This window comes from Ruegeria sp. HKCCA4812, from assembly GCF_013034245.1.
Classification (GTDB): domain Bacteria; phylum Pseudomonadota; class Alphaproteobacteria; order Rhodobacterales; family Rhodobacteraceae; genus Ruegeria.
Genome location: NZ_WQFQ01000001.1, coordinates 131,964 through 155,312 on the forward strand (window position 1 = coordinate 131,964; position 23,349 = coordinate 155,312).

19 protein-coding genes are annotated in these 23,349 nt (G+C 60.1%); 12 read left to right on the forward strand and 7 right to left on the reverse strand.

Annotated elements, in window-relative coordinates; genetic code table 11:
- Positions 1 to 12: 12 nt before the first annotated feature.
- From GOW04_RS00715 to GOW04_RS00730, 4 genes are all read right to left on the reverse strand, one after another.
- Positions 13 to 396, reverse strand: coding sequence for an MAPEG family protein (locus GOW04_RS00715; RefSeq protein ID WP_171227888.1), 384 nt, complete (start codon positions 394 to 396; stop codon positions 13 to 15).
- Between the two features lie 79 nt (positions 397 to 475).
- The gene (locus GOW04_RS00720) at positions 476 to 3,913 is read right to left on the reverse strand and encodes a pyruvate carboxylase (RefSeq protein WP_171231245.1); all 3,438 of its coding nucleotides are present in this window, start codon (positions 3,911 to 3,913) and stop codon (positions 476 to 478) included.
- A gap of 160 nt (positions 3,914 to 4,073) precedes the next feature.
- The gene (locus tag GOW04_RS00725) at positions 4,074 to 5,195 is read right to left on the reverse strand and encodes an alpha-hydroxy acid oxidase (RefSeq protein WP_171231246.1); all 1,122 of its coding nucleotides are present in this window, start codon (positions 5,193 to 5,195) and stop codon (positions 4,074 to 4,076) included.
- Between the two features lie 39 nt (positions 5,196 to 5,234).
- Entirely contained in the window at positions 5,235 to 7,010 is a 1,776-nt protein-coding gene (locus tag GOW04_RS00730) for a diguanylate cyclase (protein WP_171231247.1), read from the reverse strand.
- Between the two features lie 179 nt (positions 7,011 to 7,189).
- Between GOW04_RS00730 and GOW04_RS00735 the strand changes: the two genes are divergently transcribed.
- Positions 7,190 to 9,583: an ATP-dependent helicase gene (locus GOW04_RS00735; protein WP_171231248.1), complete on the forward strand. Its 2,394-nt coding sequence runs from the start codon at positions 7,190 to 7,192 to the stop codon at positions 9,581 to 9,583.
- Between the two features lie 4 nt (positions 9,584 to 9,587).
- Here the strand turns inward: GOW04_RS00735 and GOW04_RS00740 are convergent, their stop codons facing one another.
- The gene (locus GOW04_RS00740; protein WP_171231249.1) at positions 9,588 to 9,878 is read right to left on the reverse strand and encodes a DUF1330 domain-containing protein; all 291 of its coding nucleotides are present in this window, start codon (positions 9,876 to 9,878) and stop codon (positions 9,588 to 9,590) included.
- 373 nt (positions 9,879 to 10,251) lie between these two features.
- A complete protein-coding gene (locus GOW04_RS00745; protein WP_152458673.1) occupies positions 10,252 to 10,476 on the reverse strand; it encodes a DUF1127 domain-containing protein in 225 nt (74 codons plus the stop codon).
- Positions 10,477 to 11,479: 1,003 nt separating this feature from the next.
- Here GOW04_RS00745 and mraZ point away from each other — a divergent pair.
- From mraZ to GOW04_RS00795, 10 genes are all read left to right on the forward strand, one after another.
- Positions 11,480 to 11,947, forward strand: a complete 468-nt coding sequence (mraZ, locus tag GOW04_RS00750) for a division/cell wall cluster transcriptional repressor MraZ (RefSeq protein WP_371813684.1) — start codon at positions 11,480 to 11,482, stop codon at positions 11,945 to 11,947.
- A 4-nt stretch (positions 11,948 to 11,951) separates the two neighbouring features.
- The gene (rsmH, locus tag GOW04_RS00755) at positions 11,952 to 12,947 is read left to right on the forward strand and encodes a 16S rRNA (cytosine(1402)-N(4))-methyltransferase RsmH (protein ID WP_171232008.1); all 996 of its coding nucleotides are present in this window, start codon (positions 11,952 to 11,954) and stop codon (positions 12,945 to 12,947) included.
- Positions 12,944 to 13,312 carry a cell division protein FtsL gene (locus tag GOW04_RS00760; RefSeq protein WP_152458671.1) on the forward strand — a complete coding sequence of 123 codons (369 nt, stop codon included), beginning with the start codon at positions 12,944 to 12,946 and terminating at the stop codon, positions 13,310 to 13,312. The genes rsmH and GOW04_RS00760 overlap by 4 nt, the downstream gene beginning before the upstream one ends.
- A complete protein-coding gene (locus GOW04_RS00765) occupies positions 13,309 to 15,096 on the forward strand; it encodes a penicillin-binding protein 2 (RefSeq protein ID WP_171231250.1) in 1,788 nt (595 codons plus the stop codon). Before GOW04_RS00760 ends, GOW04_RS00765 begins: the two co-directional genes overlap by 4 nt.
- Positions 15,097 to 15,118: 22 nt before the next feature.
- Positions 15,119 to 16,618 carry a UDP-N-acetylmuramoyl-L-alanyl-D-glutamate--2,6-diaminopimelate ligase gene (locus tag GOW04_RS00770; protein WP_171231251.1) on the forward strand — a complete coding sequence of 500 codons (1,500 nt, stop codon included), beginning with the start codon at positions 15,119 to 15,121 and terminating at the stop codon, positions 16,616 to 16,618.
- The gene (gene murF, locus GOW04_RS00775) at positions 16,615 to 18,009 is read left to right on the forward strand and encodes a UDP-N-acetylmuramoyl-tripeptide--D-alanyl-D-alanine ligase (protein WP_171231252.1); all 1,395 of its coding nucleotides are present in this window, start codon (positions 16,615 to 16,617) and stop codon (positions 18,007 to 18,009) included. Before GOW04_RS00770 ends, murF begins: the two co-directional genes overlap by 4 nt.
- Positions 18,010 to 18,045: 36 nt before the next feature.
- Positions 18,046 to 19,128 (forward strand): phospho-N-acetylmuramoyl-pentapeptide-transferase, encoded by a 1,083-nt coding sequence (gene mraY, locus GOW04_RS00780; protein WP_171231253.1) that lies wholly within the window; start codon positions 18,046 to 18,048, stop codon positions 19,126 to 19,128.
- Between the two features lies 1 nt (position 19,129).
- Positions 19,130 to 19,597 carry a hypothetical protein gene (locus GOW04_RS00785; protein WP_171231254.1) on the forward strand — a complete coding sequence of 156 codons (468 nt, stop codon included), beginning with the start codon at positions 19,130 to 19,132 and terminating at the stop codon, positions 19,595 to 19,597.
- Entirely contained in the window at positions 19,594 to 20,994 is a 1,401-nt protein-coding gene (gene murD, locus GOW04_RS00790) for a UDP-N-acetylmuramoyl-L-alanine--D-glutamate ligase (RefSeq protein ID WP_171231255.1), read from the forward strand. The genes GOW04_RS00785 and murD overlap by 4 nt, the downstream gene beginning before the upstream one ends.
- Positions 20,995 to 21,099: 105 nt before the next feature.
- Positions 21,100 to 21,474, forward strand: coding sequence for a glycine zipper family protein (locus tag GOW04_RS00795; protein ID WP_245217959.1), 375 nt, complete (start codon positions 21,100 to 21,102; stop codon positions 21,472 to 21,474).
- Here GOW04_RS00795 and GOW04_RS00800 read toward each other — a convergent pair.
- Entirely contained in the window at positions 21,471 to 22,652 is a 1,182-nt protein-coding gene (locus GOW04_RS00800) for an NAD(P)/FAD-dependent oxidoreductase (protein WP_171231256.1), read from the reverse strand. The genes GOW04_RS00795 and GOW04_RS00800 overlap by 4 nt on opposite strands.
- A gap of 189 nt (positions 22,653 to 22,841) precedes the next feature.
- Here GOW04_RS00800 and GOW04_RS00805 point away from each other — a divergent pair, with 189 nt between their 5' ends.
- Positions 22,842 to 23,177 (forward strand): cupin domain-containing protein, encoded by a 336-nt coding sequence (locus GOW04_RS00805; RefSeq protein WP_171231257.1) that lies wholly within the window; start codon positions 22,842 to 22,844, stop codon positions 23,175 to 23,177.
- Positions 23,178 to 23,349: the final 172 nt, after the last annotated feature.

Here is a 23,349-nt window from a genome sequence, read left to right on the forward strand (position 1 = left end):
CCGCCAACCGAGCTACAGCGCCAGAATCAGGTTGGCGATGGCCGCAACCATAATGGCCAGGAACGTCAGGCTCATGCCAGCCTGCCGCAGGATGACGATCTGGGGCGTGCGCCCGAATCCGTAAGCGTGCAGCAGACGCCCGGCCAGCAACATCAAACCCAGTATATGCACAAGCAACCCTCCGGCGCCCTGCAACTCCACCATGGCGATCAGCAAAAGGGCGATAGGGGCGTATTCGGCGCAATTGGAATGTGTCCGTATCGCCTTGATCATCAATTTGCTGCCCCCATCCCCGACCGAGATTTTGTCGCTGCGGCGCTGAAGGATCACTTTGACGCTGAGTGCCACATAAAGAATAGCGATCAGGGCCGCATAGATCGGGGTGATAGCAAGCATGGTGGGTCTCCGTTCCAGCATAGAAAAAGGGCCGCGCGGTTTCCCGCGCGGCCCTTTGAACTGTAACCGGTTCGGCAGGTTATTCCAGCTCGACCAGAAGGTCCTTTGCGTCAATCTGGCCACCGGGCTGCACATGAACGGCCTTGACGGTCGCATCGCGCTCGGCGTGGATGCCGGTTTCCATCTTCATCGCCTCGATGGTCAGCAACATGTCGCCTTCCTTGACCTGCTGGCCCGCTGTTACGGCGACGGTGGCAACAACACCGGGCATCGGCGCACCGACATGATCCGGGTTGCCGACCTCGGCCTTGGGCCGCGCCTGCGTGGTCGAGGTGACCAGCCGGTTCGGAACCCGGATCACGCGCGGTTGGCCGTTGAGTTCAAAGAACACTTTGACCTCGCCCTTTTCATCCGTTTCGCCGATGGCCTGACACCGGATTTCCAGCGTCTTGCCGGGGTCGATTTCCGCGGTGATCTCTTCGCCCGGCTCCATGCCGTAGAAGAAGGTGCGCGTTGGCAGGGTACGAACCGGGCCGTAGATCCGGTGGCGACCCATGTAGTCCAGGAACACCTTGGGATACATCAGATAGCCGTTCAGATCCTCGTCATCGACCTCTTTGCCTTCCAGCTGCTTGGACAGCTCGGCGCGGGTGGCTTCAAGATCGACCGGGGGCACGTCCTTGCCGGGTCGCTGCGTGTTGGGAACCTCGTCTTTCAGCACCTTTTTGATGATGGTCTCGGGGAAACCGCCCGGAGGCTGACCCAGATTGCCGCGCATCATGTCCACGACCGAATCGGGGAAGGCCACGTCGGTATTCGGGTCCTCGACCTGTTCACGTGTCATGTTCTGGCTGACCATCATCAGCGCCATGTCACCAACGACCTTGGAAGACGGCGTGACCTTCACGATATCACCGAACATCTGGTTCACGTCAGCATACATCTGGGCCACTTCGTGCCAGCGTTCTTCCAGACCCAGGCTGCGTGCCTGCGCCTTGAGGTTGGTGAACTGACCGCCCGGCATCTCGTGCAGATAGACCTCGGACGCAGGGGCCTGAAGGCTGGATTCGAAGGCCGCATACTGGCCACGCACAGCCTCGAAGTAATCGCTGATTTCACGAATGGCCTTGATGTCCAGCCCGGTGTCGCGGTCGGTATGGCGCAGCGCCTCGACCACGGTGCCCAGCGTCGCCTGGCTGGTATTGCCCGAGAAGCTGTCCATCGCGCAGTCAACTGCGTCCACGCCCGCCTCGGACGCGGCCAGAATGGTGGCGCTGGCAATACCGGCGGTGTCATGGGTGTGGAAGTGTATCGGCAGCCCGACCTCTTCTTTCAGCGCACGGATCAGGATCTTGGCCGCGGCCGGTTTCAGCAGGCCCGCCATGTCCTTAAGGCCCAGAATATGCGCGCCGGCGTCGCGCAGCTCTTTCGCCATGCCGACATAGTATTTCAGGTCATACTTGGCGCGATCCGGGTCAAGAATATCGCCAGTGTAACAGACGGTACCTTCGCAAATCTTGCCGCTATCGACGACCGCATCCATTGCTACACGCATGTTTTCGACCCAGTTCAGCGAGTCGAAGACACGGAACACGTCAATTCCTGTCGCCGCCTGACGCACGAACTCCTGCACCACGTTGTCAGGATAGTTCGTATAGCCCACGCCGTTTGCGCCGCGCAGCAGCATCTGGGTCATCAGGTTCGGCATCGCCTCGCGCAGGTCCCGCAGGCGCTGCCACGGGCATTCCTGCAAGAACCGATACGCCACGTCGAAAGTCGCGCCGCCCCAGCATTCGACTGAGAACAGCTGCGGCAAGTTCGCCGCATAGGAGGGAGCCACCTTGATCATGTCGATCGAGCGCATCCGGGTCGCCAGCAGAGACTGGTGCCCGTCGCGCATGGTGGTGTCGGTGATCAGCAGTTGGCGCTGTGCCTTCATCCAGTCGGCCACCGCCTGCGGGCCCTTCTGCTCCAGCAGGTTGCGGGTGCCCATCTGCGGTTCGGCCTTCAGCGCCGGAGGCCTGGCCTCTTTCAGGTCGGCGCGCGGGCGCGGGCGGTCCTTGGTTTCGGGATGCCCGTTCACGGTGATGTCCGCGATATAGGTCAGAACCTTGGTGCCGCGGTCGCGCCGCTTCTTGAAGGTGAACAGTTCGGGCGTCGTGTCGATGAACTTGGTGGTGTATTCGTTCGACAAGAAGGTCGGATGCTTCAGCAGGTTGATGACGAAGTCGATATTCGTCGAAACCCCGCGGATGCGGAACTCGCGCAGGGCGCGGTCCATCCGGGATATCGCCTTTTCGGGCGTGGGGGCCCAGGCCGTAACCTTGGTCAGCAGCGAGTCATAATAGCGCGTAATCACCCCGCCAGCATAGGCCGTGCCGCCATCCAGACGAATGCCCATGCCGGTGGCCGAACGATAGGCGGTGATCCGGCCATAATCGGGGATGAAGTTGTTCTGCGGGTCCTCGGTGGTGATCCGTGTCTGCAACGCGTGACCGTTGAGCTGGATATCCTTTTGACTGGCCATGCCGGTCGCCTCGGCCAGCGTCTTGCCTTCGGCGATCAGGATCTGCGCCTGCACGATGTCGATACCGGTGACTTCTTCGGTCACGGTGTGTTCGACCTGTACGCGCGGATTGACTTCGATGAAATAGAACTTGCCGGTGTCCATATCCATCAGGAACTCGACCGTGCCGGCACATTCGTAATTGACATGCGCACAGATCCTGCGGCCAAGCTCGCAGATCTCGGCGCGCTGTTCGTCGCTCAGATACGGGGCAGGGGCGCGTTCCACGACCTTCTGGTTCCGGCGCTGGACCGAGCAGTCGCGTTCATACAGGTGATAGATTTCACCGTGCTTGTCGCCCAGGATCTGCACCTCGACGTGGCGCGCACGAATGATCATCTTTTCCAGATAACCCTCGCCGTTGCCGAATGCGGCCTCGGCCTCGCGACGGCCTTCCAGCACTTTCTCTTCCAGCTCTTCTTCCGACTGGATCGGGCGCATGCCGCGCCCGCCGCCGCCCCAGGACGCCTTGAGCATCAGCGGATAGCCGATTTCGGCGGCCTCCTTGCGGATCGCGTCCATGTCATCGCCCAGAACTTCGGTGGCAGGAATGACCGGAACGCCGGCTTCGATGGCTACGCGTCGCGCGCTGGCCTTGTCGCCAAGCGCGCGCATGGTTTCCGCCTTGGGGCCGATGAAGGTGATGCCGTTCTTGACGCAGGCATCGACGAAATCCGGGTTCTCGGACAGCAGGCCATATCCCGGATGAATCGCGTCGGCGCCACATTGCTTGGCAACACGGATGATCTCGTCGATCGAAAGATACGCGGCAACCGGCCCCATGCCTTCACCGATCTGATACGCCTCGTCCGCCTTGAACCGGTGTAGGCCCAGTTTGTCTTCTTCAGCGTAGACGGCGACGGTTCGTTTTCCCATCTCGTTTGCTGCGCGCATGACGCGGATGGCAATCTCGCCGCGGTTGGCGATCAGGATCTTGTTGAAGTCTGTCATGATAGGTCCCGGTCTTTTGTGTATGGGCGTCTTATTGGGCGGAGAATACGCGCAGGTATATCCGTTCTTCTGGGTAGAACCGGCATGTTATCGCTCGCAAACGCCCTATGATCGCAGCGCCCTTATACTTTTGCTGCGCCGCAGCATCAAATGTTTAACGTTAACTCTCAATCTGACACAGGCTTGCCAGGCCCATCTGGCCCATATTTGCATGCAGGTCCTGCCTGAGAATCTCGATGACATGTGCAGGCCCCCGCGCGCCAAGTGCCGCAAGACCATACAAAAAAGCCCGCCCGAGCATCACGAAGTCTGCGCCCAGCGACATGGCCCGCAAAATATCCAGACCGCCTTCGACACCACTGTCGAAGATCAGGGGCAGGCGGGTTGCATCCCGGACAGAGGGCAGAACCTCGATGCTGGCCGGGGCCGCATCAAATTGACGGCCGCCATGATTCGACACCCACAAGGCATCGACACCGACCTGTTCCAGCCTGCTCGTATCCTCAGGTCGCAGGACACCCTTCAGGACAAGCGGACCGTCCCAATGGTCGCGCAGCCATTTGACATAGTCCAGATCCGGCGAGGTTCGAAGCAGGTAACCGATATGAGCCGTGGGCGGCAGGTTTCCAGGGTTTTCGATATATTTGTCCAGCGTTCGCATGTGCGGCACACCGTTGCGCAGCATGCCCATCGCCCACGCGGGTCTTTGGGCGATCTGCGCCAGAATGCGCGGGGTCAGCTTTGGCGGTTGCCGTAGGCCCGATCGTGTCTGCCTTTCCCTGCGCGATGCGACGGGAACATCCGCGGTAAGGACCAGGGTTTTGAACCCGGCCTTGCGGACCCGGTTCAGCAGGTCTTTTCGAATATCCTGATCCCGGGGCGGGTAAAGCTGGAACCAGGCATTGTCCCCAAGATGCGGTGCCATGTCTTCGGGGCTTTGGCTGGCTACGGTCGACAGGGTATAGGGAATACCCGCCTCTGCGGCCGCGCTGGCAAGCAGTTGCTCGGCGCGGGGCCAGACCAGCCCGGACATTCCGATCGGCGCGATTCCGAACGGCAGCGGATACGAAGCGTCGAGAAACGACTTTGACGTATCAAAGTTCAGCTCGCCATGCAGGATCGAGGGGCAGAGGCGCACCTCATCCAGCGCCTGGCGGTTCCGGTGCAGTGTCGTTTCAATCCCGGTTCCGCTGTCGATATACTCCCACACGAAATGCGGCAGACGACGGCGCGCACGGTGTTTCAGATCCGGTATGCCGGGATAGGTGCTGTGCAAGTCCATGCAGATTGATCCGACCTGCCATGCGATTCGGCAAGTTTTTTAAGCTGCATCCTTAGGTGGTTGCCGGTGTTCAGGCGGCGCATTTTTGGTCTGGTTCCTGGTGCCGCTTGCAACATGCACCTGGTTGCGCCCCTTGTCCTTGGCGACATAAAGCGCATCGTCTGCCGCGCGCATCAGGTCCTGCGGCATGGTGCCGTGGGCCGGGTAATGTGCGACCCCGACCGATATCGTAATGCGCGGCAATGCCTTCTCGCCATATCGTACGGTTACGGCTTCAACCGCCTGGCGCAGTAGTTCAGCGCGGGTCACGGCATCTTCGGGGCTGTTGTCAGGCAGGATCAGCATGAACTCTTCCCCACCGATGCGGCAGGCGACTTCGTCCCGGTCGCACCCTTGTTCCAGGGCGGCGCCGACGGCGCGCAATACCATGTCGCCCGCATCATGCCCATGAGTATCGTTGAACTTCTTGAAGTGATCCACGTCCACGGCGATCAGGCTTAGCGCGGCACCCGTCTGATGACTGCGGCTGATGGACTTGCGCAGCGTCTCGGTCATATGGCGGCGATTGAACAGCCCGGTCAGGGGGTCTCGTACCGATTGGTCGTGAAGCTGATCCCGCATGCGGACATTGGCGATCGCCATACTGATCTGTTCGGCGCACAATTGGGCCAGCTTGCGGCTCTTGTTGAAGCAGTCTTCGCGCCCCTGCAGTGCCCGCAGATGCAAAAGACCAACGGTTTCGCCATGGGCCAGAATGGGAAAGCAGAAATAGGGCCGCCCGTCATGCGGTTCGGCGTGTTCGCATACAAAATCAATCTCGGATGCGCCGAACTCGTAAGTCCGGCCGCGCCGCAAGCCCCAGCAACCTTCGGGGTGAATGTGGGATTTATGAGTTCCACCGTTCCAGCTGGCGCAGCCATCCAGCACATCGCGTGAGTTTGAATAGACATACACGCTGCCTTCTGCCTCTGGCAGGATGTGGGTCATAAAGCGAGACACCATGTCGAACAGTTCATCCAGCGACCGGCTTGATTGCAGCCATTCGTTCAATTCACCCAACAGGCGGACCTCTCGGGCCAGGCGCAGTTGCTCGTCCATCAGTTCCCTCTCTTTCTGGGCCCGTTTGCGAAGGTCGCGAACCTGACGACGGTTGGTGCGATGGACAATCAGGATGACAGTCGTCAGCGCCAGCAGGGCGACCCCGCTCAGCAGCGCCAGAGACAGGCGAACGCGCGTGATGAACAGGTTCCGCAGGTCGGTTATGTCGGAATAGAACTCGATCGCGCCCATGAACGTCGCATCCTTGATGATCGGCGTGTAGACCTCGGCCACATGGCGGCTGCTCAGTTCCGAATCCCAGGGATTGTCGACAACAAAGGACTCGACTTCGGTAATCGGCTTCTCTTCGTGTTTGTAAAAAAGCCCTCCGGCGGCGACGATCGACTGGAAATAGGGTTTCGTATTCACGAACCCGACGTCGCTGGCTCGGGTCGACCAGAACACCTGCCCCGAAGCATCAAACAGCTTGAAGCGGTAAATGTCTGTGGTTTCGGGCAGTAGCTCCAGAAACTCCCGGTCATGATCGGTCAATGCGTGAAAACGGAATGTCTGTTCAAGATCGTTCAGATGGCTTTCGACCTGGCGGCTCATCCGCATCGCGTTTTTTCGCAGGTCTGCTTCCAGCATGCGATCAACCACTGGCGCCGGGGCGGCGTAGATTCCCCAGCCCGCTGCTGCCGTCAGCGCGAGCAGCATCAGGGCCACGCCCATCATCTTAAGCCTCGAGGACTGACCCGTCAGTTCCGCCTGTTTCATTTGTCCGCTCCCACTACACTGTGCCAAACATCCCAGTCAGGATTTGACAGAGAGTTAACGGGGGTGCGGGGCGGTGGCGTGTTTGTTGAGAATTGAATGTAAAAAGAAGTGCGAAAAGTCTGTGAACAAGCCGTGAACAAACCCTTTCCCTTCGCGCTTATCCGGCGTAGTTTGGGGCTATGAGCAGTTTTGACGAAATGGACGCCTTCGAGGGCGCATCGCTGTCGGCGCGGGCCATGGCCGTGCGCCCTTCGCCCTATCTGGATGAACTGAACCCGGCGCAACGGGAGGCGGTCGAGCGTCTGGATGGCCCGGTTCTGATGCTGGCAGGTGCCGGGACGGGCAAGACCAAGGCTCTGACCACCCGGATCGCGCATCTTCTCAACACTGCGCGCGCACGTCCGAATGAGATTCTGTCGGTAACGTTCACCAACAAGGCCGCGCGCGAGATGAAGGAACGGGTTGGCCGCCTGCTGGGACAGCCCGCCGAGGGGATGCCGTGGCTGGGCACCTTTCATTCGATCTGTGTCAAACTGCTGCGACGCCATGCGGAACTGGTCGATTTGAAATCGAACTTCACCATTCTGGATACCGACGACCAGCTGCGCCTGCTCAAGCAGTTGGTGCAGGCCGCAAATATCGACGACAAACGCTGGCCTGCACGGATGTTGCTGGGAGTCATCGACGATTGGAAGAACCGTGCGCTGACACCCGACAAGGTGCCAGCCGCCGATGCCGGGGCTTATGACAACAAGGGCATTGAGCTGTATGCCCAATATCAGACCCGCCTGCGCGAACTGAATGCGGTGGATTTCGGCGATCTGCTTCTGCACATGGTTACGATCTTCCAGACCCACCCAGACGTGCTGGAGCAATACCAACGCTGGTTCCGCTATATCCTGGTGGACGAGTATCAGGACACCAACATCGCCCAATATCTGTGGCTGCGGCTGCTGGCGGGCGGGCACAAGAACATCTGCTGCGTCGGCGACGACGATCAGTCGATCTATGGCTGGCGCGGGGCCGAGGTGGGCAACATCCTGCGGTTCGAAAAGGATTTTCCCGGCGCGTATGTGGTGCGGCTGGAACAGAACTACCGCTCGACCCCGCATATTTTGGCGGCTGCTTCGAACGTCATTCGCGGCAATGAAAACCGTCTGGGCAAAGAGCTGTGGACCGAAGCCGAAGAAGGCCACAAGGTCAATCTGATCGGCCATTGGGATGGCGAGGAAGAGGCCCGCTGGATCGGCGAGGAAATCGACGCGATGCAGGGCGGTACGCGCGGTTTTCGCCCGATGAACCTTGATGAGATCGCTATCCTCGTGCGCGCCAGCCACCAGATGCGCGCCTTCGAAGACAGGTTTCTGACCATCGGTCTGCCCTACAAGGTGATCGGCGGCCCGCGCTTTTATGAGCGGATGGAGATTCGCGATGCCATGGCCTATTTCCGGCTGGTGGTCAGCCCCGAGGATGATCTTGCGTTTGAGAGAATCGTAAACACGCCGAAACGCGGCCTTGGCGACAAGGCGCAGCAAACCATCCAGATGACCGCGCGCGAAAATGGGGTGTCACTGGTCGAAGGGGCTCGGATTGCGGTCGACAACGGGCTGATCAAGGGCAAGGGAGGCAAGGCGCTGCGCGAACTGATCGACGGTCTGGCGCGTTGGAATGCGATGACGCGTGGGCCACGGATCGAGGTGGACGACGATTCGGTGATCGATGACGGTTCGCTCATGCGGTTCGGCGCACCCGAGCATACGCATATCGAACTTGCGCAGATCATTCTCGACGAATCCGGCTATACCGCCCACTGGCAGAACGACAAGACGCCCGAAGCGCCGGGGCGCCTTGAAAACCTCAAGGAACTGGTGAACCAACTGGACAATTTCGAGAACCTGCAAGGGTTTCTGGAACATGTCAGTCTGGTCATGGACAACGAACAGGACAGCGACGGGGCCAAGGTTTCGATCATGACCCTGCATGCGGCCAAGGGGCTGGAGTTTCCCGCCGTCTTCCTGCCGGGCTGGGAGGACGGGCTGTTCCCCTCGCAGCGGTCAATGGACGAATCCGGGCTCAAGGGGCTCGAGGAAGAACGGCGCCTGGCCTATGTCGGCATCACCCGTGCCGAAGAAGTGTGTACCATTTCTTTTGCCGCCAACCGGCGGGTGTTCGGGCAGTGGCAGAACTCCATGCCGTCCCGGTTCATCGACGAATTGCCGGAAGATCACGTTGAGGTCCTTACGCCTCCGGGTCTCTATGGTGGCGGCCAGCCCGCTGCGGGCATTGAAACCCGTGCGGCCGAAGCGAATGTCTACAACTCGCCGGGCTGGAGGCGGATGCAGGCGCGCCAGGGGCAATACGGCATGTCGCAGCCGCGCGAATCCCGCAACACGGTGATCGACGCGACCGCCGTGGCCAGTTTCACGCTGGGGGAACGGGTGTTCCACCAGAAATTCGGCTATGGCGCGGTTGTCGGGATCGAGGGCGACAAGGTCGAAGTCGAATTCGACAAGGCAGGCACAAAGAAAGTGGTCTCGCGTTTTCTGACCAACAAGGATAACGTCCCGTTCTGAGGCGTCATATCCCTTCGACCAGAACCAGATTGGTCGAGGCGGTGGCTTGCCGGATCTTCGCCAGCTCGATGTAATCAGGGTCGTCTTTCCAGGCTTTCGCCGCGGCAAGGTCCGGAAACTCCATCAGCACAATGCCACCTTCGGGCCAATCGCCTTCGATCCGTTCGACCGGTTTCGATGAGACCGTGAGCAGGCGGCCTTTGTGACGGTCGAAGATCGGCATGAAACCTGCCAGATAATACTGATACCCATCCGGGTCGTGGATGTCGATCTGCGCGATGAAACAGGCGGCCATTGTTTCCTCCGGATCAGAAATCAGAGGGCCATCTTACACCTATGTCAGAAAAACAAAAAAACGGCGGTTCCCAGGGAGGAGGAAGTGGAACCGCCGTCTTGTCAACATCAGAGCAGGGAGGAGGAGAGCCCCGATGTATTCGAACCCGGGTTTGAACCCGGTATGGAGAAGACGCGGCGACGTCAGGGAGGAGGAAGGCGTCGCCGCGCGCTTTCAACATCAAGGCAGGGAGGAGGAGAGCCTCGATGTATCAGGATCCGGCGGGTTGAGGCCGGTATTTGGTGCGGCAACGTCAGGGAGGAGGAGAGACGTTGCCGCTGATAACAGACCCTAAGGGAGGAGGAAGGGCCTGATCTCGGTATTCGTGGCGCGCTTATTGCGCAATGTGATCATTGGCGGCCTGCATGGCCACCCGACGGATCATGGACCGATGCAGGCCCAGATCGGCCAGTTCACGGTCCGACAGTCCTGCCAGCTCATTGACGGTCTGGCGATACATACGATAGCGGGCAAAACGCGCCTTTGCGTTTTCGATCAAAGTTGCGATTCCGAACGCCGGTGCGCTCTTCGAGGCTGTATGTGTGCTTGCGACTGCCATGCTCATCATCCGTATTTATCTGCTTTGCCGATTACGCTCGGCCCTTGCTTGAGGTTGAAAATAGGCAAATGCTGCGATTGCACAATAGGTCGCGTCGTCAATGCTGCTATGCAGCAAGCGCATAGATTGGTTCAGTTTTTTCCTTCAACTCTAAATGCGCCTTGAAACATTGGGCCTTCCCTTGGGTCACGGGTAACAGCGGAAACATGGCCTTCCCACGGCTTGCCCTCTAATTGAGCGGTGTTGGCTGGAATTTGTGCGCAATAAAACGATTTTAGACGTGCGTGTGACCGAAGCGCCAGGCAAAGCGCGGCGGTTCAACTATTCCCTGTTGCCCAGTTTACCGGTTTCGCAGGTCGTAGGGCGTACTGCCTGAACGCCACGGGATTTCATGGGCCGATGTGGTTGTCGGGGGCGAAGTCCCGTCGGAATTGCGCGCGAAAAGCGAATGATTCTGCGAGATCGCTGCCCAAGGATGCTGGGTTTTTCCAATCAAAACGGCAATTCTTTAGATTTTTTGGGAAATCGTGGGAAAAAAATTTCAGCCTCAAATCATCTATATCTAGGGGGTGTTGTGTTGCTCTGGCCTATAGTTGGTGTTATTGTGTTCAAGTTTCATGGTAGTATTGTTCCTGAAGCGTGATACATGGAACACGGTTCGCAAAATTCCTGTTGATTTCCATGAATTCCCATGGCATCCCTAATACATCCGATGAGGACGAGGCAGCAGGGGCACCAAACGACCCCGACCAAAAATAATCAGGTTTCATACAGGCATCTCGCTTTCATCAATCAAGAGATCCGGCGCGCGGGCGAGCAGACATCCCCCCAGGTGGCGCGTGCAGCTGGACATCCCGCACAGCGGGTCAATGCGGCGGGTTGATCAGTGGCAGCAGATCAACCCGCCGTTTTTCATCCGGGGGGAACGCGAATTTCAAGTGGGGCGCAAGCGAAAGGGACAGTCGTCTTGGCGCGCAGGTTTAGAGGTGAAAGCCACCATAAAGTGGATGCGAAAGGCAGGGTGTCGATCCCGGCCTCGTTTCGCCGCGTGCTTGAATCCTCCGATCCCAACTGGCAACCCGGCGACAATCCAGAGCTTGTGATCGTCTACGGGGATCATCGCCGCAAATACCTGGAATGCTATACCATGCAGGCCATCGACGAGGTCGATGCCAAGATCGACGCGCTGCCTCGCGGTTCGATGAAGCGCAAGATGTTGCAGCGCCTGTTCCACGGGCAGTCCTTCCCGACCAATGTCGACGAAACCGGGCGGCTGGTCCTGCCGGCAAAGCTGCGCAAGAAGATTGGCCTTGAGGGCGAGGCGTTTTTTATCGCCGCCGGGGATACTTTTCAGATCTGGAAGCCCGAGACCTACGAATCCGAAGAATTGGCGGCGACCGAGGAATGGCTGGACGGCCTTGGCGACGATGTTGATCCTTTGCAATTCCTCGATGAAGTCGAGGGCGGGTGACGGCATGGCGGCCGCGGATCACCCAAAACCGGACGCTCCTCACATCCCTGTCTTGCTGCGCCCGCTCCTGGCGGCGGTGGCGCCGGTCACGGGCGTCTGGCTGGACGGAACCTTCGGCGCAGGCGGGTACACCCGCGGATTGCTGGAGGCCGGGGCCGACAAGGTGATTGGCGTGGATCGCGACCCGCTGGCTTTTGAGATGGCGTCAGACTGGGCGGGCGCCTATGGTGATCGGCTGGTGATGCAGCCCGGCGTGTTCTCTCGTATGGATGAATATGCGCAGAACCTGGACGGCGTTGTTCTAGACCTTGGCGTTTCCTCGATGCAACTGGACCAGGCCGACCGTGGATTTTCGTTCATGAAGGATGGCCCTTTGGACATGCGCATGAGCCAGGATGGCGAAAGCGCCGCCGATCTTGTCAATACCGCGACCGAGGCGCAACTGGCCGACATCCTGTTCCACTATGGTGAAGAGCGCGCCAGCCGCCGGATTGCCAGGGCGATCGTCAAAGCGCGCGCGGAAGAGCAGATCACCACGACTCTGCGTCTGGCCGAGATCATCGAATCCTGCCTGCCGCGTCCTAAACCGGGTCAATCCCACCCGGCCACGCGCAGCTTTCAGGGGCTGCGGATCGCCGTGAATGCAGAATATGAAGAGCTGTTTCAGGGGCTGATGGCCGCTGAACGTGCTTTGAAGCCCGGCGGGCAACTGGCCGTTGTCACTTTCCACTCCATTGAAGACCGAATGGTGAAACGGTTTTTCCAGTCCCGCGCGGGCAAGACGGGGCGCGCGAACCGCTATGCGCCCGAGATTGAACAGGAACAGCCGCAATTCACACTGAAGACCCGCAAGGCGGTGGGGCCTGACGAACAGGAATTGCAGGAAAACCCGCGCGCGCGCTCGGCCAAACTGCGCGTGGCGATCCGAACCGATGCTCCGGCAGGGGAAATTGAAGCGCGGGCCATCGGGATGCCGCAACTGGGGGGAAGGGCAAGATGAAGAGTGTTTTGTATGTGTTGACTGCTCTGTCCGTGTTCGGGTTGGCGTTGTGGGCCTATCAGGAAAACTACCGGACCCAGCAAGTGGTAAAGGAAACCCAGTCTTTGCAGCGCGAGATCGGAATGGCACAGGTGCGATTGGCCGTTCTGAACGCGGAATGGGCCTATCTGAACCGCCCGGACAGGCTGCGCGAACTGGCCGACCTGAACTTTGAACGCCTTGGTCTGCTGCCGTTGCGGGCCGAGCAGTTCGGACGCGCGGATCAGATCGCCTATGCCGAAGACCCGGACCTGCCCGTCGTCGATCCGATTGAATTGCAGGCCATCACTGACATTCAGGCTTTGGGCGAGGTGCAAATTCCATGACACGCACCCCTCTGCGCCCCCTGGCCCGAATCCTGGATGCCCGCGCGCGGGGCGAAAACCCCAAGGCAATCGAGCGCGAGAACATCCGCAAGCGTCACGAGGATATGAAAGATCGCGCCCGCGCCCGTGCCGAAGGGCGTCTGCTGGTGCTGGGCCTGTTCTTCTTCTGCGCTTTTTCCGTTGTCGGCTTCCGCATGGGCATGCTGGCGACCTCGGAAGCACAAGAGCCTCTGGCCAGCGCGCCGGGCGCAGCGATTGCCATGCAGCGCGCCAACATCGTCGATCGCGAAGGGCGCATACTGGCCACCAATCTGGACACCTATTCCGTTTACGCGCAGCCCCCTTTGATGATCGATCCCGTCGCCGCCGCAGAGCAGTTGGTTGCGATTTTTCCTGATCTGGACAAAGAGCGGCTGATCAAGGACTTCACCGGCAATCGCAAGTTTCTGTGGATCAAGAAACGCATTTCGCCCGAGCAGAAGCAGGCCGTGCACGACATCGGTGATCCCGGCATCCTATTCGGTCCGCGTGAAATGCGGCTTTACCCCAACGGGCGGCTGGCCGCTCATATCCTGGGCGGGTCCGGTTTTGGTCGTGAAGGCGTCAGCGCCGCCGAAGTGATCGGCGTGGCTGGTGTGGAAAAGCAGTTCGACGATTATCTGCGCGATCCGGCCAACGGTAACAAGCCGCTGCAACTGTCGCTGGACCTGACGATTCAAGCCGCAGTTGAACAGGTTCTTTATGGCGGTATGAAGATCATGAACGCCAAGGGGGCTTCGGCCGTTCTAATGAATGCGCATACGGGCGAGGTTATTTCCGCTGCTTCGCTGCCTTCTTTTGATCCGAATGACCGTCCGCGCCCGCCGACCTCGGGCTTTGACCCCTCGGACAGCCCGCTGTTCAACCGTTATGTACAAGGCGTGTATGAACTGGGATCTGTTTTCAAGATTTTCACCGCGGCCCAGGCCGTTGAACTTGGATTGGTGAATTCGAACACCATCATCGATACGTCCGGGCCGATGAAGATCGGCCGCTTTCCCATCGGCGAATTCAACGGCAAGAATTATGGCAAGATCAGCGTGGCGGATGTGATCGTCCACAGCTCGAACCGAGGCACGGGGCGTCTGGCCTTGCAAATCGGTGCCAAACGGCAGCAGGAGTTTCTGGACTCGCTTGGCATGTTCGATCCGACCCCATTCGAGATTGTCGAGGCCAAGGGCGGTGTGCCGCTGAAGCCGAAGAAATGGGGCGAGCTCAGTACCGTGACAATTTCTTATGGCCATGGCCTGTCGACCAGCCCGATGCATCTGGCCGCGGGATACGCGGCGATTGCCAATGGCGGGCATTACGTCAGCCCGACCATTCTACGCCAGAACGGCTCGCAATACGGGCCTCGTGTCATGTCGCAGAACACTGCACGGCAGGCGCAAAAGATGCTGCGCAAAGTCGTAACGGACGGCACCGCCAGTTTCGCCGAGGTCAAGGGCTATGACGTGGCGGGCAAGACCGGTACGGCCGACAAGCCCAAACCGCGCGGCGGGTATTATGATGACAAGGTCATTGCCACCTTCGCGACGATCTTCCCGGCCTACGATCCGCAATACGTTCTGATCGTGACGTTGGACGAACCTTCGATCGTGGCCTACGGTGAAAAACGTCGCACGGCCGGTTGGACCGCCGTACCTGTTGCCGCCGAACTGATCGGACGCGTCGCACCGTTGTTGGGGTTGCGTCCCCGGCTTGAGCCTGAGGCGGGCGCTGCTATAACGCTGACCTCAAACTAGGCTGTCCGGCAAGAGGTGGGTCATGGGCACAAGGACGAAGAAACTCAGCCAGCTGGCCCTGACCGCAAGAGAGGGCGCAAACCCGGATATCACTGGTCTGGCCGTTGACAGCCGCGAGGTGAAAGAGGGCTTCCTGTTTGCCGCGCTGCCCGGGTCCCGCGTTCATGGCGCAGAGTTCATCCAGTTTGCCCTGCGCATGGGGGCCGCTGCGATCCTGACCGATGCCGAAGGGGCAGAGATCGCCGAGGCCGAACTGGCAGCCTCGGACGCAGCGCTGGCCGTGGTGGAAGACCCGCGTCAGGCGCTGGCCGGTGCCGCGGCGCTGTGGTTCGGCGCGCAGCCGCAAACCATCGTGGCCGTCACGGGAACGAACGGCAAAACATCTGTTTCCACCTTCGTCCGGCAGATCTGGTCCGCGCTTGGCCACGCCGCCGTCAACCTCGGCACCACCGGGGTTGAAGGTGCGTGGACAGCGCCACTGGCCCATACCACACCCGAGCCGATCACCTTGCACCGCTGTCTGGCCGAGGCGGCCGAGAACGGCGTGACCCATGCCGCTATGGAGGCTTCGTCCCACGGCCTTGAACAGCGCCGCCTTGATGGCGTTCACCTGACCGCCGCCGGTTTCTCGAACTTCACGCAGGACCATTTGGATTACCACGAAACCTTCGAGGCCTATTTCAACGCAAAGGCCGGTCTGTTCGACCGGGTTTTGCCGCAGGATGGAACGGCCGTCGTCAACCTGAGCGATCCGAAAGGGGCCCAGGTCCGGCGGATCGCCGAGATGCGCGGCCAGTCGGTGCTGTCGGTGGGGCTGGGCGATGCCGACCTGTGTCTGATCAACCAACGGTTCGACGCCACGGGGCAAGACCTGCGCTTTGCGTGGCAGGGCCGAACGTTCCAGACCCGCCTGAACCTGATCGGCGGGTTCCAGGCCGAAAACATCCTGCTGGCCTGTGGGCTGGTGATTGCTGCCGGGGACAGCCCTGAAAGCGTGTTCGAAACTCTGCCCCATCTGACGACGGTTCGCGGGCGGATGCAACTGGCAGCCACGCGTGACAATGGCGCGACGGTGTTTGTGGATTATGCCCACACGCCTGATGCTGTTGCCACGGCACTCAAGGCGCTGCGCCCGCATGTGATGGGCCGTCTGATTGCCGTTATCGGTGCGGGCGGGGATCGCGACGCCAGCAAACGCCCTTTGATGGGCAGGGCGGCAGCCCACCATGCAGACGTGGTCTTTGTCACCGATGACAACCCGCGAAGCGAAGATCCCGCAGTCATCCGCGCGGCCGTGATGGCAGGCGCGTCAGAGGCAGCAGGCGACGCCAGCGTGACCGAAGTCGGCGACCGCGCCGAGGCCATCCTGCGCGGCATCGATGCGCTGCAACCCGGTGATGCGCTGCTGATCGCCGGAAAGGGGCATGAAACCGGTCAGATCGTGGGGGATCAGGTTCTGCCCTTCGACGATGTGGAACAGGCCAGCATTTCCGTTGCAGCGCTGGACGGGAGGGTCGCATGACGCTCTGGACTGCATCCGAAGCGGCCGCGGCGACGGGCGGTCAGGCGACGACCGACTGGACCGCAAATGGCGTATCCATCGACACCCGCACCCTTCGACCCGGCGATCTGTTCGTGGCGCTGAAAGCGGCGCGGGACGGGCATGATTTCGTCGCACAGGCGCTGGAAAAAGGAGCAGACGCCGCACTGGTTTCCCGTGTTCCGGACGATGTGCCCGAAGGTGCCCCCCTGCTGATCGTCAAAGACGTTCAGGCGGGGCTAGAGGCCCTGGGGAAAGCAGCACGGGCCCGAACGGATGCGCGCGTGGTCGGCGTGACAGGCAGTGTGGGTAAAACATCGACCAAGGAAATGCTGGCGACAATTCTGGAAACCCAAGGGAAAACCCACGCCAGCGTCGCCAGTTACAACAACCATTGGGGCGTGCCCCTGACCCTCGCGCGGATGCCTCGCGATACGGAATTTGCGGTGATCGAGATCGGCATGAATCATCCCGGTGAAATTGCCCCGCTCGCCGAACAGGCCCGCCCGCACGTGGCGCTGGTGACGACCGTGGCGGCAGTGCATCTGGAGGCTTTCGAGTCGGTGGCTGGTATTGCCCGGGAAAAAGCGGCGATCTTTGAAGGGCTTGAACCTGGCGGGGCTGCGATCGTCAATGCAGATATCGACCACGCGGACATCCTGCGCCAGACAGCGCAGGCGCATGGGGCGGGGATTGTTGATTTTGGGCGCAGCGCGGCGGATTACCGGCTGACCGATGTTCAACCCGAGTCCAACGCAGTGAAGGCCAGGGCACTGGTCGGTGATCAGGTGATTCAATTCGAGGTGAACTCCGCCGGCACGCATTTCGCGATGAACGCGCTTGGCGCTTTGGCGGCCTGCGTCGAATTGGGGGTCGATCTGGATCAGGCCATCGCGGGCCTGCCAGCGTGGTCACCCGTCAAGGGGCGTGGGGTACGCGAAAGCTTGCCATTGTCAGGGGGTGGGCAGATCGAGCTTTTGGATGACAGCTACAACGCCAACCCGACCTCGATGGAGGCTGCGCTGGATGTCTTGGCCGCCTCCAAAGGCACCCGCCGCATTGCGTTTCTGGGTGACATGAAGGAACTGGGCGCCCAGGAAGAGGCCATGCATGCCGCCATGGCGGATATCGAGGCGATGGCGCGGGTGGATCAGGTTCATTGCATCGGGCCGTTGATGCAGGCGATGCATCGCGCGCTGCCCGAGAAGAAACGTGGGCTCTGGTTCGCAACCAGTGCGGAAATGGCAGAACATCTGCCTGCTTTGATCCGGGATGGAGACACGGTGCTCGCCAAGGGCTCACTCAGCATGGCGTTGGCCGCGATTGTTGACGGTCTGCGCAAAATGGGGCAAGGGGGCGCGCTTGATGGGTGAACTTGCCCGCGCGCCTCGTGTGAGAAAGGTATTGTCATGCTGTACTGGTTGACCGCTCTGTCGGACGGAGGGGATTTCTGGAACCTCTTCCGGTATATCACCTTCCGCGCAGGCGGTGCCTTCATGACCGCGCTGATCTTTGGGTTCATCTTCGGAAAACCCCTGATCAACGTGCTGCGCAAGAAACAGGGCAAAGGCCAGCCGATCCGTGACGACGGCCCCGAAGGGCATTTTTCCAAGGCAGGCACACCGACGATGGGCGGATTGCTGATTGTAGGAGCTCTGGTCACGTCAACCCTTGTCTGGGCGCGGCTGGACAATCCGTATGTCTGGATGGTTCTTTTTGTGACCTTGTCTTATGCGGCCATCGGATTTGCGGACGACTATGCCAAGGTTTCAAAACAGAATTCGCAAGGGGTCTCGGGCCGGATGCGCCTGGCGTTGGGCGTGATCATCGCCGTGCTGGCCTCGCTTTGGGCGACGTTGCACCATCCCGAAGCCTTGCAGAACCAACTGGCTGTCCCCGTATTCAAGGACACGCTGGTCAATCTGGGCATCTTCTATATCCCCTTTGCGATTGTCGTGATCGTGGGGGCCGCCAATGCGGTGAACCTGACCGACGGTCTGGACGGGCTGGCCATCATGCCTGCGATGATCGCAGCCTCGACCCTGGGCGTGATCGCCTACGCGGTCGGTCGGGTCGACTTTACCGAATATCTCGATGTGCATTACGTCCCGGGCACCGGTGAGATCTTCATATTCACCTCCGCGTTGTTCGGAGCCGGCCTCGGGTTTCTCTGGTACAACGCCCCTCCGGCGGCAGTGTTCATGGGTGACACCGGATCGCTGGCCCTGGGCGGCGCGCTGGGTGCCATCGCCGTGGCCACCAAGCACGAGCTGGTTCTGGCCGTGGTCGGCGGCCTGTTCGTGGTCGAGGCGCTGAGCGTGATCATTCAGGTCCTCTACTTCAAGCGCACGGGCAAGAGGGTCTTTCTGATGGCCCCGATCCATCATCATTATGAGAAAAAAGGCTGGGCCGAGCCGACTATCGTGATCCGCTTCTGGATCATCTCGCTGATCCTGGCGATGATCGGTCTGGCGACGCTGAAGGTAAGGTGAAGTGATCGAATTTCTCGAACGCCTACGGCCCCATATTGAGTGGATAGCCAATTCAATTCAATCGCTTGTTGCCGCTTTGGTTCTGGCGTGGGGCGTGTGGTACGTGGCTGAATTGTTTGTCACTGAAAGTAATCCAAAGAGGTGGCTAGCCTATATTCCAGCAATGGCGCTGATTTTGCTGATCATTTATTGTTTGATGTGCAATGCACTTCTTATTCCACTTCGAGGGTTGAAGTTTATTTTGCCGGATCAGGGCTTTAAAGCCGTTGAGAAGTTGGGCTGGGGACTGCAGTTGCGGATCTTAGCCATAGCCTGGGGCGTCGTACTAATATTGTTGCCTTTTTCGGTGGTAACTATCTTTGACGGTTACAAAGCCGCTCTCTCGATTTCTTGGGGTATCTTAATATTCTACACGATCACTTTGTCCCTATTAATAGGGATGTGGGTTAAAAAGGACCGAAGTGAATGATCCCGGTCAAAGGCTTTGCAGGGCAGAAAGTGGCCGTTCTGGGGCTGGGCCGGTCCGGTCTGGCCACTGCGCGTGCGCTGCGTGCGGGCGGGGCGGAGCCGGTGTGCTGGGATGACAACCCGGCAGCCCGTGAAACCGCCGAAGGCGAGGGTTTCACCTGCGCCGACCTGCGCAAGCATGGGGCGTTTGACGACATCGCCTCGCTGATCGTTTCGCCGGGCATTCCGCATCTCTATCCTGAACCGAACCCCGTGGTGGCGGCAGCCCTGGATGCAGGCGTGCCGGTGGACAACGACATCGGCCTGTTCTTCCGCTCCTTTGCCGGACCGGAATGGAACAACTACGACACCTCGCCGCGCGTGATCGCGGTGACGGGATCGAACGGGAAATCCACCACGGCGGCGCTGATCCACCACATTTTGACCGAGGCCGGTCGCGAGGCGCAGTTGGCGGGCAATATAGGGCGCGGTGTTCTGGATATCGATCCGGGCGGAGATGGCTCGGTCGTGGTGCTGGAGCTTTCCAGCTATCAGACCGAGCTGGCCCGCGCTCTTACCCCCGATGTGGCGGTGTTCACCAATCTGTCGCCAGATCATCTGGACCGCCACGGCGGCATGGGTGGATATTTCGCGGCCAAGCGGCGCCTCTTTTCCGAAGGCGGCCCGGATCGTGCGATCATTGGCGTCGACGAAACCGAAGGTGCGTTTTTGGCCGGGCAACTTTCCGAAGGGCCATCGGATGACCGGGTGATACGTATCTCGGTGGCGCGGAAACTGACCGGGCCGGGCTGGCAGGTCTTTGCGCGCAAAGGGTTCCTGTCGGAATACCGCAAGGGGCGGCAGGCGGGGTCTATCGACCTGCGCGCCATCCAGGGCCTGCCCGGTGCGCATAACCACCAGAATGCCTGCGCAGCTTACGCCGCCTGTCGGTCGCTGGGCCTTGCCCCGCGCGTGATCGAAGATGCGCTGCATTCCTATCCGGGCCTGCCGCATCGCAGCCAGATCATCGCCGAGGCCGATGGGGTTACCTATGTCAACGACTCCAAGGCGACCAATGTCGACAGCGCCCTGAAAGCGCTTACGGCGTTCAAAAAGATCCGATGGATTTGCGGCGGTCTTGAGAAAGAGGGCGGCATATCAGCCCTGAACACGGCGGCGGGCGAGGTCATCAAAGCATATGTCATCGGACGCGAAGCCGCGAGTTTTGCGATGCAGCTCGAGGCTGATACGCAGGTCTGTACGACGATGGAGGCCGCCGTGGCGCAGGCCATGGAAGATGCGGAGGCAGGCGACACTGTGCTGCTGGCCCCGGCTGCTGCCAGTTTCGACCAATATGACAATTTCGAACAGCGCGGCGAGGATTTTGCAGCGCAGGTCAAGCGCAGGCTGACAGAATAGCCATTTGCAATAGACCGCCGGCTGGGCCAAGCTTGGATGCTATCAGCTTGACGCGGCACCATTATTGGTTTTGCCTGCCAGCAGATTCAACACGAGGTTATGACCATGCCATTTCGTAGACTTTCTCTGATCCTGCCTGCCATTCTTGTTGCTGGGGCCTGTACGAACACGGGTGCCAACTATCAGCCCATCGTGGACGGCCCGGTCGGTCCGAACTACAACGTGGACCTGCAGCAATGCCAACAACTGGCGGCATCGCAGAGCAGCGTTGATGGCTCTACCGCAGGGAACGCAGCAATTGGCGCAGCGGGTGCCGCGGCCGTTACCGGGATCGTTCAGGACAGCAGCGACAATCTTGGTCGCGCGGCTGTGGCAGGTGCCCTGGTTGGCGCTGGCGCAGACGTCATCAATAAAAACCAGAACAAGGAAGTGATCGTGCGCAACTGCATGCGCGGGCGCGGCTACAACGTCGTAGGCTAACACCCGGCGGCAATTGCAACACCTGCGGCATGGCCTGACGACCATGCCCACTGGAAGTTGTAGCCGCCCAACCAGCCGGTGACATCCACCGCTTCACCGATTGCATAGAGGCCGGGGACATCCTTGGCCTCCATCGTTTTCGAGGACAAGTCATCCGTGTCGATCCCGCCCAAGGTGACTTCGGCGGTGCGATACCCTTCGGTTCCCGACGGCACCAGTTGCCACGCAGACAAGGCCAAGGTCAGTTCGGTCAGTTTCGCGTCCGACTGATCCGCCAGCTTCCCGGACATCGGAATGACCCGGCGCAGGTAATCGACCAGCCGGGCCGGCAAATGCCGCGCCAGTTCAGTGGTCAGCGCCTTGCGGCTCGCGCTTTGCCGCTGTGCGCGCAACAGATCCAGAAGAGGCAGGTCGGGGATCAGGTTCACCCGGATTGCCTCACCTTCGCGCCAGTATGACGACAGTTGCAACACCGACGGCCCGCTGAGACCGCGATGGGTGAACAGCAGCGCCTCGTCGAAGCTGGCGCGATCATTCGACAGTCGCACGGGCAGTGAAACGCCGGACAGGTCCTTGAACCGCCCGTCCGAGAAGGTGAACGGCACCAGCGCCGCCCGAGTCTCGGTCATCCGCAACCCGAACTGGCGCGCGATGTCATAGGCCAGCCCGGTTGCGCCCATCTTGGGAATCGATTTCCCGCCCGTTGCCAGCACCAGATTGGTGCAGGTCAGGTGCTGCCTTTGCCCGTCACGCTCCACCTCCAGTACAAAGCCGCTTTCGGTCTTGCGCAGATCGCGCAGCGAGGTTTGAATCCACAGCTCTGCTCCTGCACCGCTCATTTCATCCAGCAACATCCGGATGATCTGTTTCGAAGAGCCATCGCAGAACAACTGGCCCAGGGTTTTCTCATGCCAGGCGATGTTGTGACGTCCGACCAGATCGATGAAATCCCATTGCGTGTAACGTGCAAGGGCGGATTTGCAGAAATGCGGGTTTCGCGACAGGAAGTTGCCCGGCCCAGCATGGATGTTGGTGAAATTGCAGCGCCCCCCGCCCGAGATGCGGATTTTCTCGCCGGGTGCCTTGGCGTGGTCAATCACCAGCACGCGCCCCCCGCAATGGGCCGCACACATCATGCCGGCAGCCCCGGCCCCAAGGATGATCGTGTCGTAGGTCATGCGCGGGGGATGGCGTGGATTAAACAAGATGGCAAGAGCCCATGCCGAAGTCGCGCGGCGCGCGCTCGCCGCGTTCTCGCAAATCTCAGGTCGGCTGACAGGGCGATTGCCAGAGTTTCAGCGCACTGACATGCTGTGGCCATACCGCAAAGATGTTTTGACAAGACAAACTGGCAAAAGGAACTCTGAATGCAATTCCCCGAATTTATTTCGTCATTTCCAAAACTGGATGTGCCTTTTCCTGAAGATGTGGTGCAGACGGCCGTCATTCGATCAGATGCAGGGCTGGTCGCTTTCTTCACTTTTCTCAAAGACATGGAGCTTCCCCTGCATTCGCATGGTGCCCAATGGGGGACGGTGGTTGAGGGTGAAATTGAACTCACGATCGGTGGCCAGACCCGCATCTACCGCCCCGGCGACAGCTACTCGATCCCAAGTGGAGTCGCGCACGGAGGGACCATCAAGGCGGGGTCTCGTGTCATTGACGTGTTTGAGGAACCCGACCGATATGCGATCAAGGAATAACGCATAACAACCCGCCTTGTGGATCAACGCGCGCCACTCCGCTGAGCGGCGTGTCCAAAGCTGCAATAACCACAGGCCGCCACGTGCAGCCGGGGGTGCTTTGGGCCTGGAAGGTCGATTTATGCCTTGTGGCTTCATCCTACTAGCCCAAACACAAAAATCCCTGTAGAGT